Source organism: Streptomyces roseirectus (assembly GCF_014489635.1).
In the GTDB taxonomy this organism is placed as follows: domain Bacteria; phylum Actinomycetota; class Actinomycetes; order Streptomycetales; family Streptomycetaceae; genus Streptomyces; species Streptomyces roseirectus.
On record NZ_CP060828.1, the window covers coordinates 931,478 to 944,142 of the forward strand.

General features: G+C 75.2%; 12 protein-coding genes. 6 read left to right on the plus strand and 6 right to left on the minus strand.

From position 1 onward, the window contains the following. Window positions 1–3: 3 nt before the first annotated feature. Window positions 4–534 (minus strand): RNA polymerase sigma factor, encoded by a 531-nt coding sequence (locus IAG44_RS03625; RefSeq protein ID WP_246561422.1) that lies wholly within the window; start codon window positions 532–534, stop codon window positions 4–6. A gap of 97 nt (window positions 535–631) precedes the next feature. Between IAG44_RS03625 and IAG44_RS03630 the strand changes: the two genes are divergently transcribed. Next, window positions 632–1,549, plus strand: a complete 918-nt coding sequence (locus tag IAG44_RS03630) for a MerR family transcriptional regulator (RefSeq protein WP_187745683.1) — start codon at window positions 632–634, stop codon at window positions 1,547–1,549. On the opposite strand, the gene IAG44_RS03635 is transcribed toward IAG44_RS03630, so the two are convergent. The 3 genes from IAG44_RS03635 to IAG44_RS03645 form a co-directional block, all read right to left on the minus strand. Further along, window positions 1,524–2,846 carry a cryptochrome/photolyase family protein gene (locus tag IAG44_RS03635; protein ID WP_187745684.1) on the minus strand — a complete coding sequence of 441 codons (1,323 nt, stop codon included), beginning with the start codon at window positions 2,844–2,846 and terminating at the stop codon, window positions 1,524–1,526. The genes IAG44_RS03630 and IAG44_RS03635 overlap by 26 nt on opposite strands. Window positions 2,847–2,925: 79 nt before the next feature. Then, window positions 2,926–3,573, minus strand: a complete 648-nt coding sequence (locus tag IAG44_RS03640; protein WP_246561423.1) for a dienelactone hydrolase family protein — start codon at window positions 3,571–3,573, stop codon at window positions 2,926–2,928. A 140-nt stretch (window positions 3,574–3,713) separates the two neighbouring features. Beyond that, on the minus strand, window positions 3,714–5,177 hold the full coding sequence (locus IAG44_RS03645; RefSeq protein WP_187752483.1) for a glycoside hydrolase family 43 protein: 1,464 nt from the start codon (window positions 5,175–5,177) through the stop codon (window positions 3,714–3,716). Window positions 5,178–5,418: 241 nt separating this feature from the next. On the opposite strand from IAG44_RS03645, the gene IAG44_RS03650 reads away from it, so the two are divergent. From IAG44_RS03650 to IAG44_RS03670, 5 genes are all read left to right on the plus strand, one after another. After that, a complete protein-coding gene (locus IAG44_RS03650; RefSeq protein ID WP_187745685.1) occupies window positions 5,419–6,651 on the plus strand; it encodes a cytochrome P450 family protein in 1,233 nt (410 codons plus the stop codon). Window positions 6,652–6,706: 55 nt separating this feature from the next. Continuing rightward, a complete protein-coding gene (locus tag IAG44_RS03655) occupies window positions 6,707–7,771 on the plus strand; it encodes a hypothetical protein (protein ID WP_187745686.1) in 1,065 nt (354 codons plus the stop codon). Window positions 7,772–7,780: 9 nt separating this feature from the next. Beyond that, a complete protein-coding gene (locus IAG44_RS03660) occupies window positions 7,781–8,638 on the plus strand; it encodes a DUF3592 domain-containing protein (protein WP_187745687.1) in 858 nt (285 codons plus the stop codon). An 87-nt stretch (window positions 8,639–8,725) separates the two neighbouring features. Next, window positions 8,726–9,811, plus strand: coding sequence for a hypothetical protein (locus tag IAG44_RS03665; RefSeq protein ID WP_246561429.1), 1,086 nt, complete (start codon window positions 8,726–8,728; stop codon window positions 9,809–9,811). Window positions 9,812–10,414: 603 nt separating this feature from the next. Beyond that, window positions 10,415–11,011: a TetR/AcrR family transcriptional regulator gene (locus tag IAG44_RS03670; RefSeq protein ID WP_187745689.1), complete on the plus strand. Its 597-nt coding sequence runs from the start codon at window positions 10,415–10,417 to the stop codon at window positions 11,009–11,011. Here IAG44_RS03670 and IAG44_RS03675 read toward each other — a convergent pair. Then, complete coding sequence (locus IAG44_RS03675; RefSeq protein WP_187745690.1) at window positions 10,968–11,651, minus strand: hypothetical protein; 684 nt, start codon at window positions 11,649–11,651, stop codon at window positions 10,968–10,970. The two genes, IAG44_RS03670 and IAG44_RS03675, sit on opposite strands and share 44 nt — an antisense overlap. Window positions 11,652–11,688: 37 nt before the next feature. Then, window positions 11,689–12,663, minus strand: coding sequence for a WD40 repeat domain-containing protein (locus tag IAG44_RS03680; protein WP_187745691.1), 975 nt, complete (start codon window positions 12,661–12,663; stop codon window positions 11,689–11,691). Window positions 12,664–12,665 lie beyond the last annotated feature (2 nt).

Consider the following 12,665-nt stretch of genomic DNA (forward strand, 5'->3'; position numbering starts at 1 on the left):
ATCTCAGGCCCCGCCGAGCCCGTGCCGCAGTCGGCGCAGCCCCCGCCGGGTGTGGCTCTTGACGGTGCCCAGCGGCCACCCCGTGCGCTCGGCGATCTGCCGCTGGCTGAGGCCCTCGTAGTAGGCGAGGTCCAGCACCCGGCGCTGGTCCGGGGGGAGCCGGGCGAGTTCGGCGCGGACGAGGAGCCGGTCGAGGACCGCCTCGGGGCCCGGAGGACCGGCAGGCGCCGCGAGGCCGGGCGGCGGGGTGCGCCGGGTCCGGGCGGCGTGCGCGTCGGCGATGCGGTGACGGGCGATGCCCATGATCCAGCCGGGGAACGTGCCGAGCTGGGGCCGGTAGCCGTGCCGGCCGCGCCAGACGCCGAGGAAGACCAGCTGGGTGACGTCCTCGGCCTCCTTCGGGTCGCCCAGGGAGCGCCGGGCGACGGCGTGGACCTGCGCGGACCAGCGGTCGTAGGCGGCGGCGAGGCACGCCTCGTCGCCCGCGACGACGCCTCGGGCCAGTTCGTCGTCCGCCGGCGCGGCGTGGTTCATGGCGGGTCTCCTCACCTCGGGGGCGCCCATCGTGCGCGGGGGCGCGCCGCCCCTCAACCTGCGTCGGTCGTGCGTCGGTTCACGCGAGGATCGGGCCATGGACAAGGACCCCGGCGTCACCACCGGCACCCTGGCCCGCCGTCTCGGCGTGGCCCCCACCACCCTGCGGTCCTGGGACCGCCGGTACGGCATCGGGCCGGCCGCCCGCGCCGCCGGCCGGCACCGCCGCTGGTCCCCCGGGGACGTCGCCGTCCTGGAGGCGATGTGCCGGCTCACGGCGTCGGGTGTGCCCCCGGCGGAGGCGGCCCGCGCAGCCCTCGCCGGGCCGCTCCCCTCCGACGCCCGCACCGCCCCCGAACCGGCGGCGCCCGATGTCCTCCCCCTCGGCGACGTCCGTCAGGAGTGCCGGGGCCTCGCCCGCGCCGCTGTCCGGCTCGACGCGCCCGCCGTGGCACGGCGGTTGACGGCGGCCGTCGAGTCGTACGGCGTGGTCGCGGCCTGGGAGGAGGTGATGGCGCCGGTGCTGCACGCGGTGGGCCGCGCGTGGGCGTCGTCCGGGGAGGACTACGTGGCGGTGGAGCACCTGCTGTCCTGGCACGTGTCGTCCGCCCTGCGCCGGACCGGCGCCCCCGTGGCCGGGCCGGGCCCCGTGCTGCTGGCGTGTGTGCCGGGCGAGCAGCACACCCTGGCGCTGGAGGCGTTGCACGCCGCGTTGACCGAACGGGGCGTGCCGGCGCGGATGTTCGGGGCGGCCGTGCCCGAACCGGCGCTGACGGCCGCGGTGGACCGGCTCGGCCCGTCGGCGGTCGTCCTGTGGGCGCAGTCCCGTGCCACGGCGGACCCGGCGACGGCCCGGCGGGTGGCGGACGCGCGGTGGGGTGTGCGGGGTGCGCGGCGGGGTCCTTCGGTGGTGCTGGGCGGGCCGGGGTGGCTGGGGCGGGTGGGGGCGGGGATGGTGTGGCCCGGTGGTCTGCGGGAGGCGCTGGGGGTCATCCGAGGCCCCGGGCGCGGGTGAAGCGGGCGAGGCCGTCGGCGAGGTCGACGATCCGGTCGGGGTAGCCGTCGGCGCCGCCGAGGAGCCAGGGTTCGTGGATCGACGGGCCGTCGAGGTGCGCGAGTTCGGGTACCCAGCGGCGGACGTACGTTCCGTCGGGGTCGTGGCGCTTGGCCTGGGTCACGGGGTTGAGGACGCGGTTGGGGCGGGAGTCGGTGCCGGTGCCGGCCATCCACTGCCAGTTGAGCTGGTTGTTCGCGAGGTCGCCGTCGACCAGCAGCTCCAGGAAGTGCGCGGCGCCCACCCGCCAGTCGATGTACAGGGTCTTGGTGAGGAAGCTCGCGGCGAGCAGGCGGCCCCGGCCCGGCAGCCGGCCCTCGTGGCGGAGCTGGCGCATCGCGGCGTCGACGATCGGGTAGCCGGTGCGGCCCTCCCGCCACGCCTCGGTGTCCTCGCGGGCGTCCTTCCCGGTGCGCCAGCGGTCGTGTTTCGTGCGGTAGTCGGCGCAGGCCGCGTCGGGGCGGGCGGCGAGGACCTGGCGGTGGAAGTCGCGCCAGGCGAGCTGCCGCAGGAACGCCTCCCCGCCCGGTCCGCGCACCGTGCGGGCCAGGTGGACGAGTTCCACCGGGGAGAGCGTCCCGAGGTGCAGGTGCGGGGAGAGCCGGGAGGTGGCGTCGGGCGCGAACTCGTCGCGCCGCTCCCCGTACGTGTGCACCCCGTCGCGCAGCCAGGCCGCGAGCCGCGCCCGGCCCGCCGTCTCCCCGCCCTCGTCCTCGCTCTCGCCCTTGGTCCGCGGGAGCGGTTCGGAGGCGAGGCCGTCCGGGACGCGTACGGTGTGCGGCGCGGGGAGCGGGTCGCGCAGCGGGGTGGTCGCCCAGCGGCGGTGGTACGGCGTGAAGACGGCGAAGTGGTCCGAGCCGGCCGGGAGGACGGCGCCCGGCGCGATCACGGTGTTGACGGTGTCGTGGACGTGCGCGCGCAGCCCCGTCCGCCGCAGCCGCTCCTCGCGGCGCCGCGCGTACCGGCTCACGTCGGCGGCCAGGTGCACCTCGCCGGCGCCGGTCTCCTCGGCCACCCGCCGGACCTCCTCGGCCACGTCACCGCGCCGCAGGACCAGCCGTCCGCCCCGCTCCCGCAGCCCGGCGTCGAGGTCGCGCAGGCTCTCCGCGAGGAACGCGAGCCGCCGCTGCCCCGCCCGCACCGCCGGGTCCAGGACGAACAGCGGGACGATCTCGCGGGCGCTGTCCAGGGCGGCCCGCAGCGGGGGGTGGTCGTGCAGGCGCAGGTCGGAGGTGAACAGGACGACCGAGACGTTCATGGCGCGTACTCCGGTGAGCGGGACGGGATGCTTCCGTCCTTCCCTTCCGCGCTCCGGCCCCGGCCGGATGCACCCGGTCTCAGGTCGGTGTGCCCTCGGGGGCGAGGAGGCCGGTCACGGCCCGTGCCGTCTCCCGGTGCCACAGGCGGTGGTGGCGCAGCATCGCGTGGTCGCCGCCGGTGACGAGGGTGAGGTCGGCGTGGGCGGCGACGTCCCGGGCGCGGCGGACGAGGTCGGCGGTGTCGGCGGGTGAGGTGACGTGGTCGCGGTCGCCGTGCAGGGCCAGCAGGCGCCGTCCCGCCGTCTGTTCGACCGGCTCGCCGCGCGGCCACCAGGGGGCGAGGCCGACGACCGCGTGGACCAGGGGGTGTCCGGCGGCGTGCAGTGCGGCCCGGCCGCCCATGGAGTGGCCGACCAGCACGGTCGGTACGGGGCCGGCGAGGGCGGCGAGTTCGTCCAGGGCGCGGCGCGTGTCGTGCACGGGGTCGGCGTCCGTGCCGTTCCAGCCGCGCACCCGGTAGCGGACCCGGGCCACCAGCACGTCGTCCGCCAACTCCCCGGCCAGGGACCGCACGACGGGGTCCATCCGCAGGGCGGCGAGCTGCCAGGACCGGGCGGGGCGCACGCCCTTGACCTGGCCGCCGTGCAGGACGAGGACGGCGGCGCGGGGGCGGACGGAGGTCCGGTGCAGAAGCAGCGCGGGCCCCGTCACGGGCTGTTCGAGCACCGTCGCCTCTCTTCCTTCCGGTTCCGTCCTTGCCGGTCGAACGTCCGGCCACCCCGCAGCGTTCCCGCGCGTCACACCGTTCACGCGTCGGGCGCGCCGCTCACCGCCTCGGTGACTTCGTCCGTCGTCGCCGGGCCCGCTCACTCCAGGGGTTCGTAGGTGAACCAGTCGACGTGGACGGTGCCGTGCGCCGCGTATGTGCCGATGACCCGGCCGGTGAAGCCGCCGGCGACCTCCGTGGAGAGGTAACGGCCGTCCAGAGTGGCGAGTTCGGTGAAGGTGCCGTCGGGGGACTCGGTGCCGAGGGTGATCGTGTCGGGGCCGGTGCGGGGGCCGCCGGGCGGTGCGGGGGTCACGTCGACGCGGAGGGTGACCGGGCCCGGCGGGAGCGCGCGGGTCGCCACGACCGGGTCCAGCGTGCCGACGCGGGCCCGGACGCGAACCTCGCCGTCCCCGGCCTCGATGGCGTAGTGGTGCCGCTCGTCGAGGCGGACGGCGAGACCGCCGGTGCCCTGTGCGACGTCGACCAGGGCGCGGGCCCGGCAGGCGAGGTGCTGCTGGCGGCGGCCGAGGAACGTCACGCCGGTGTCGTCCAGGGAGGCGCCCCGGGCGTGGAGGGTGAGCCAGCCGGGGCGTTCCCCGGTGGTGCAGTCCGCCGGGGAACGGTGGCGCGGGGAGACCCAGTACGGGGCGAGGCCGGTGTCGTCGAAGTCGTCGCGGGACGGCTCGGCGGTGTGCGGGCCGTCGATGTGCTCGCCGACGACCGGCCAGCCGTCCTCCCAGGTCACGGGGGCGAGGAACGTCTCGCGGCCGAGGACGTGCCAGCCGGGGGTGCCGCCACGCGCGCGGACGCCGAGGTGCACCATCCACCAGGTGCCGTCGGGGGCCTCGACCAGGTCGGCGTGGCCGGTGTTCTGGACGGGGTGGCGGGTGCCCCGGTGGGTCAGGACGGGGTTGGCGGGGCAGGGCTCGAACGGGCCGTCGGGGGCGGGGCCCCGGGCGATGGAGACGGCGTGGCCGCGTTCGGTGCCGCCCTCGGCGATCAGGAGGTACCAGTACGCGCCGATGCGGTGGAGGTGGGGTGCCTCGGGGGCGAGCGCGCCGGGTGTGCCGGACCAGATCTTCCGGGCGGGGCCCAGGGTTTCGCCGGTTTTCGGGTCGATGCGGTACTGGCTGACGCCGGCGACCGTGCACCAGCAGGTGCCGTCCTCGTCCCAGGCGAGGTCGGGGTCGATGCCGTGCACGTCGGGCAGGAACACCGGGTCCGACCAGGGGCCCGCCGGGTCGGTGGCGGTCACGATCAGGTTGCCGTCGCCGCTGACGTTGGTGACGATCAGCCAGAACAGGCCGTCGTGGTGGCGGAGCGTGGGGGCGTAGAGGCCGCCGGAGGACGCCGTGTCGGGCGGGAGCCGCAGCTGGGTCGGCCTGTCGAGGGCGTTGCCGATCTGCGTCCAGTGCACCAGGTCCCGGCTGTGGAAGACCGGGACGCCTGGGTAGTACTCGAAGCTGGAGCAGGCGAGGTAGTAGTCCTCGCCGACCCGGCAGACGCTGGGATCGGGGTGGAAACCGGAGATCACGGGGTGGGTGCCGACCATGGGACGCATGATCTCCGGGGGCGTCACAGCTTGGCAAGTGTCGTGCGGGAGTTGAGAAAGTTTCGCAGGAAACCGCCTGCGTCGCGCGGTGAGAAAGTTTCCAGGTCGACTCTCCGGCAGAGCACGAGCCGACGGACGCTCCGGCGGCCCGCCAGGGAACACCGTCCCGGAGTCAGGGGTTGTCACATCGGGCAGGCTTGCCTGGTCCTGTCTGTGCAGTGGTCGTGTCGGTCCGTTCGAGGAGGGTTCCATGGTTCGGCAGACTCCGTTGGTGCTGGATCCGACCGGTGTCGGGCGGGAGGGCGAGCTGCGGGAGTTACGGGCTCGGGGAGCGGTGGCCCGGGTGGACGTGCTGGGGGTGGAGGCGTGGGCGGTGTCGGATCCGGGGCTTATCAAGGCGTTGCTGACGAGTCCGAACGTGTCCAAGGACGCGCGGGCGCACTGGCCTGAGTTCGCGGAGGTGGTGCCCCGGTGGCCGCTCGCCCTGTGGGTGGCGGTGGAGAACATGTTCACGGCGTACGGAGGGAATCACCGCAGGCTGCGGCAGTTGGTGGCGCCGTCGTTCACGGCCCGGCGGATCAAGGCGCTGGTGCCGACGGTGGAGGGCATGGTCAGCGAGCTGGTGGCGGCCCTGCCCGTCGGCGCGGACCCCGTCGACCTGCGGGAACGTCTCGCGTACCCCCTCCCCATCGCCGTCATCAGCCACCTGTTGGGCGTCCCGGCGGAGCAGGCGCACGGCTTCCGGGACGTCGTGGACGGCGTCTTCGACACGACGCTGACCCCGGAGCAGGCGCAGGCGAACACGGCGCTGCTGTACGAGCGCCTCGAGCGGTTGATCCGGACGAAGCGCGCGGCGCCGCAGGATGATCTGACCTCGCAGTTCATCGCGGCGAGGGACGACGACGGCACCGGCTTCTCCGGCGAGGAGCTGCTGGGCACGCTGGTGCTGATGCTGAGCGCGGGCTACGAGACGACGGTGAACGTCATCGACCAGGCGATCACCCTCCTGCTGACCCACCCCGACCAGCTGGCCCTGGTCAGAAGCGGCGAGCGGGAGTGGAAGGACGTCGTCGAGGAGACCCTGCGCCTGGAGCCGTCCGTCACCCACCTCCCGTTGCGCTACGCCCTCACCGACATCGAGGTCCCCGGCGTCGGCACGATCGCGAAGGGCGACGCGATCCTCGCCTCGTACGGCGCCGCGAACCGCCACCCCGGCCTGCACGGCGAGAGCGCGGACGTCTTCGACGTGACCCGCGCCGACAAGGAGCACCTGGCCTTCGGGTACGGCGTCCACTACTGCCTGGGCGCCCCGCTGGCGCGGCTGGAGGTCACCGAGGCCCTGCGTCAGCTCTTCGCCCGCTTCCCCGACGTCCGTCTCGCCGTCCCGCCGGGCGAACTGCGTCCGCTGGCCTCGCTGATCAGCAACGGCCATCAGGAACTCCCGGTCCACCTGGGGGCGCCGGCCGCCGTCCCCCTGCGGTGAACTCGTTGTCCGGAAGGTCTGTCGGAGGACCCCCATAGCCTCCACAATCAGGCGCATGACGATCAGCGCGGGCGTTGCGCCCCGGCACGGCACCCCCCTCGATCTGCTGCGGGGTCTCCTGACGGGCGCGGTGATCGGGGTGTCGCTCGCGGGGTTCGTCGTCGGGGTCGTCGTCGAGCGGGTGCCGCTGTTCGTGACCGCGCTGGTGCTGCCGGCGGTCTACGGGCTGCTGGTCTTCCTCACGGGTGTCCCGCGCCGGGCCCGGGAGGCGGCCGTGGTGCCGTGCACGGCGCTCGGGGTGATCGAGGACGTGGAGGCGCGCGCGGGCCGGACGACGGACGTGCCGGTGCGGTTCGAGCTGACCGTGGTGCCGGACGACGCGCCCGCGTTCCGGGTCCGGTTCAGCCAGGACGTCCACGTCTCGGAGCTGCCCGACTACCGGCCGCGCGGGGTGGTCGTCGTCACCTATCCGCCGGACCGGCCGTGGACGGCGCGGATCGTGCGGCGGCCGACGCCTCGGTGGGAGGAGCGGGCCGCCGCCGCGTTCCTGGACTCGGCGCCGGGTCCGGTGCTGGAGAGCGACGAGCGGGAGGGGTGCGCGGCCGGGCTCGTCACGCTCCTCGCGCTGCTGCTGGGCGCGGCGGCCGTCGTCCTCCTGTTCCGGGCCGACCTGTTCGGCTCCGGCGCGGAGGCGGGCGCGCCGGCGGCGTCCCGGTCGGAGACCAGCGTCGTGACGTCGGCGGACGCGACGGTCTCCCTCGGCCCCGGCCAGTCGATGCTCGACCCCGGTGAACTGCGGCGCTCCGTGGACGCGTTGGCGCGGGGCGGAACCGGGCACGAGGCGCTGAGCGTCGTCGTGCGGGAACGGCTGCTGACGGTCGTCTTCGCGCCCAGTGACGCGAAGGGCACCGGCTTCGACCTCCGCTCACTGCCCTACGACCGCATTCCCGGCCTGGTCGAGGAGGCGGGGGACGGCCTCGGGGCCCGGCGGAGCTGGCGGGTCGACGCCGGCGGCACCGGCGCGGCGGTGACGCTCCGGGTCACGGTGACCGGCACCGGCGGCACGCGCTCGCTGGAGGCGGACGGGCGCGGCGACGTCGTACGGCGCGACGGCCGCTGAGGAGGGCGCGTGGGCGGGTATCTGGTGGGGTGGTGCGCGGTGCTGGGGGTGGCCGCGCTGGCCGGGTACGGCAGGTCGCTGGCCGGGCTGACGCGGGCGCAGCGGGCGGTGCGGGCGACGGGGCGGATCGTGCGGGTGCGGGAGCCCCGGCACGGGGGTTCGCGCCGGGGCGGCGTCTCCGTTGTCGTCGCGTACACCGATCCGGCGACCGGGGGCGAGGTGGTGGTGACGAACGAGGGCGAGCGCGGGGACGTGATCACGGCGGCGTGGCCGGGCCGGGAGATCGGGGTCAGCCATCCGCCGGGCAGGCCGCACGCCTACCGGTTCACGACCGCCCCCGGGGAGCCGGGACGGGGGCTGGGGTGGCCGAACTTCGCGGTGTTCCTGATCTACGCGGGGGTGGTGGTGTACCTCGCGGTGGAGCGGGCGTGGCCGTGGGCGCTGGTCGGGTTCTGCGGGCTGTGGGCGCTGTTCGGGCTGGCGTACGTGCCGGGGAGCGTGCGGGCGAGCAGGCGGCGGGCGGCGCGGCTGGCGGCGATGGAGACCGTCCCCGGGAAGGTGGTCGCGGTCCTCAAGGACGTCAGCGACGACTCCGAGGGCGGCACGATGACCACCATCACGCCGGTCGTCTCCTTCACGACCGCCGACGGGACGACCGTCACGGCGCACTGCGAGTCCGGGATCCCCCGGCCGAAGGACGCGTACGGGCGGGACGTCCTCGTCCACTACACGCCCGGTGACCCCGCCGACTTCACGCTCGATCTCGCGGGCGAGCGGCGTGCCGAGCGGCGGGAGGTGCCGTTCGTGCTGCTGGCGCTGGCCGTCCTTGTGGGGGCGGCGGTCACGGGGGCGGTGCTGCTGGTCTGAAACAGCCCGGTCCGCGCGGTGACCAACGGGCCTGTTTCTCCCTCTTCACAGGTGACCGAACCTACTGGGGGAACGATGAAGAGGGCCATGGCCACCGCCGTCGCCGGTCTCCTGCTGTGCGGATGCGCGGGCGCTGCGGACGCGGGCGGCTCCGCGCACACCCCCCGCAGGACCACGTCCGCCGCCCCGAGTCCGGCGGCGCCCGCCGTCCGGCCCAGCCTGATCCTCAACGGCGAGACCGACGCCCGACCCGGTGAGCTGGTCCACCTGATGCTGTACGGCGTGGGGCGCGCGCAGGGCGGGGACGCGGTCGTCGCCCGCTCGCCCGCGCTGGCCGGTCCGGTGCGGCTGAGCTGGGAGGACGACCACTTCTGGGCGCTGGCGGCGCTGAAGATGACGAACCGGCCCGGCCGCTACCCCCTGACGGTCGAGGTGCGCGGCCGTGCCGTCGCGAAGGACGCCGTCCAGGTCGTGCGGTCCCAGCGGCCCTCCTTCACGATCCCCGAGGCGCGGGACGTGCTGCGGCCCGGTCAGCCGGTGTGGCTGGGCTTCGACGACCTGTACCCCGGCGAGCGGGGCACCGACTTCACCGTCCGCTCGGCCGCGCTGTCCGCGCCGGTGCGGCTCGTCCACGACGACGCCACCGACTTCTACAACCCGCGCGCGTTCTCCGCTCGGCCGGCGCTCCGGCAGGGCCTCGCGGACGGCACCTACACCGTCGGGCTGTACGGTCCCGACGGCCGCCGCATCGCCACGCGGCACGTGAAGGTCCGCGCGGCCCGCCCCGGCGACCGGGACTACCTGGGCAAGGCGTCCGGACCCGACCTCTTCGACCCCGGCCAGAGCTACTGGGGCGACGCACCCCCGTTCCGTCCGGCCGCCGGGGGCCGCGTCTCCGTCATGTGGCACGACGACTACCCGGACCCCGGCGAGGAGACCCGCCTCACGGCAGTGTCCCCCGCCTTCACCGGGCCGCTCCGGCTGCGCCACGACGACAGCAAAGGCGCCGACGGCGACTCCCCCCGCTTCTCCGGCACCGCCACAATCCGCCCCGACCTCAAGCCCGGCCGGTACCCGGTGACGGTCGTCGCGCACCATGGGCGGGTGAAGAGGACGGGGTATGTGACGGTGACGGGGCGGCGGGCTTCGGCCGGGACGGTGAGGGGGCGGTGAGCCTCGGCCACGACGGTGAGGGGGCGGTGAGCCTCGGCCACGACGGTGAGGGGGCGGCCGGCCACGGCCACGACGGTGAGGGGCCGGGCGGGCCACGGCCACGACGCTGACGGACCGACCGGCCACGGCCGTGACGGCCGGTGAGCCTCGGCCGTGACGCCTCAGCGCCGGGGCGCCGCCCGTCGGCCTCGCTGGGCCGCTGCCTGCCGGTCGCCTCCCCGGCGCCCGCTGCCCACCGGCCCGCCGCTTCTCCCGGCCCGCGTGCTCTCCCCTCACCCCCTGAGCACCCCGCGCCCCCCGGTGCCAGAATGGCCGGCGGTACACGGCTGACCTGCCCCGGAAGTGACGATGGCCGGCATCCAAGCGGGTGGCTTCACCAGTCCGGCGCGGGTGGGGGGCGTTCGAGGGGGCGGTGTGTTGGCGGCAGTTGGGGGACCTGACGGTGATCGATCTGAGGGCGGAGCGGTTCAGTACCCGCTACAAGCCCGGTACGGATCCGCCCACTAGGGTGAGGCCAAGTGGACAGTGATCCGATACGGAGAACGTAGCGGACGAATGTCCGGTTGATCAAGGGTCACGGGAGCGGGCCCGGGAGGAGGAATCGTGGAGCCGCGGCACGAGGGGCCCCAGCGCTCGGACGCGCAGCGCAACCGTGAGCGCATCCTGGAGGTCGCACTGGTCGAGCTGTCCCGCTCGGCGGACGTCCCGATGAGTGTGATCGCCAAGAAGGCGGGGGTCGGACAGGGCACGCTCTACCGCAACTTCCCCCACCGCGAGGCCCTTGTCCTGGAGGTGTACCGGCACGAGGTGAGCCAGGTGACCGACCGCGCGGCCGAACTCCTCAAGACCTCGCCGCCCGACCAGGCCCTGCGCGCCTGGATGGACCGCCTCGCCCGTTTCATCATGGCGAAGACCGGCCTCGCCGAGGCCCTGCGCCAGGCCGCCACCACCCCCGGCGGCGACTTCTCGGGCTACTCCCCGGTCGTCGAGTCGATCCAGCTCCTCCTCAACGCCAACCACGAGGCCGGCACCATCCGCCCCGGCGTGACCACCGACGACTTCCTCCTCGCCATCGCCGGCATCTGGCAGATCGACGTCCGCGGCGACTGGCACGCCCAGGCCACCCGTCTCCTGGACATCATCATGGACGGCTTGCTCACGGGAGCGCCGGGACGGCGGGACCAGGGCTCCCCGCACTGACCGGACAGCAGTCCACTACAACCCCGAGTATCGGACACCTGTCCGCTTCCCGCGCCAGCGTCCGCGCCACCCCCACCACCTCGTCGTCCCCCACCGCCCCCGGCGCCACCGGCCCCTCCCCCGTGCTCGCGTACGTCAGCACCCAGGTCCGCGCCCCCGCGTTCCACACCGTGAACGTGACGTTCTGGTGCGCCTGCGTCTGGTAGGCGGTCTCCCGGAACGCCCGCTCCCCCAGCCCGCTCACGGTGTCGACGCGGACGCCGCTCATCCCGGCCGGTGCCGGGTCCGCGCGCAGGGAGTACGCGGCGGCCAGCTCGGCGGCGTAGGGGCGGGTGGCCGGGGTGAGGGAGACCGACCCGCTGCCGTCGGGGGAGGTGTAGGCGCAGACGTCCGGCGCGGTGCCCTTGTCGGGTCCGACCTGCGCGGTGAAGCGGGCGCCGGGGACGAGTTCCCGGGCGGCGTCCGCCGTCAGGGCGGCGCACAGGCGGGACGGCAGCAGCGTCCGCATCGCGCCGGGGGAGCCGGGGGTGGGGCTCGTGGCCGCCGTGGTCGTGGAGGGGGCCGGGGAGTCGCAGGCGCTCAGCGGGGCGCAGGCCGCCAGGGTGAGCGCGGCGGCCGGGAGAAGGCGGCGCACCGTCATCGGGGTCTCGTTCCTGTGGGCGCCCGGGGGATCCGGGTCAGGACCAGACGTGGTAGGTCCCGTAGTCCTGGACGGCGATGTTGCTCGTCCACCTGCCCCAGCGTTCGTTCGGGGACCAGGTGTAGAAGTGCGGCTTGGCGTTGATGTCGCCCGGGGAGGGCAGGCAGGGCTTGCCGGTGGAGTGGTAGACGCCCTGGTAGGCGCCCTGCGTCCAGCGGCGTTCGACGACCTGGATGGGCGCGGCGAACTGGCCGGGCTTCATGGTGATCTGCCAGGTGTAGGTGGTCGTGGTGGAGCCGCTGCGGTTGTAGGAGGGGGTCAGCCCGGTGCCCCCGGCGCGTGCGCAGACCCGTGCCAGGGCCCGTGCGGTGTCGACGGTGTACCGCTGGAGGGGCACGTGCGCGCTGCTCGCGTACACGGTGGTGCCGTCGGCGGCGAAGGCGAGGGAATCGATCTCCTCGCCGGGTGTGGTGAGCGGTCCGCCGAGCGGCTGCTGGGTGGCGACGCCCCAGAGCTGGAGGCTCCCCGCGTCGCCGGCGACGGCGAGGGTGCGGCCGTCGGGGCTGAAGGCGAGGGCGCTGACGCCTTCGGAGGCGGTGAGGACGTCGCGCAGGATGCCCTCGCGGTGGCGCAGGTCGCGGTCCCAGAGGGTGACGCGGCCCGACTGGTCGCCGGCCGCGAGGAGCGAGCCGTCGGCGGTGAAGGCGAGCGCGCCGACCTCGTCGCCCTGCACGAGGTCGCGGGGTGCGGCCGGGCCCGAGGGCAGCCGGGCCGCCTTGCCGTCGCCGGCCAGCAGCCGGCCGTCGGGGCGTACGGCGAGGTGGCTCGCGCCGACGCCGTCGACGGTCAGGGTGCGGCGCCCGCGGGCGAGGTCCCACACCTCGTCGCGGACGTCGCCGGTGGGCGTGGAGCGGGCGACGTACAGGGTGCCGGTGCCGAGGGCGGTCGCCAGCACCGAGCCGCCGGGGAGGTCCAGCGTGGTGACGGGCCTGCCGCGCGGCAGGTCCCACACCG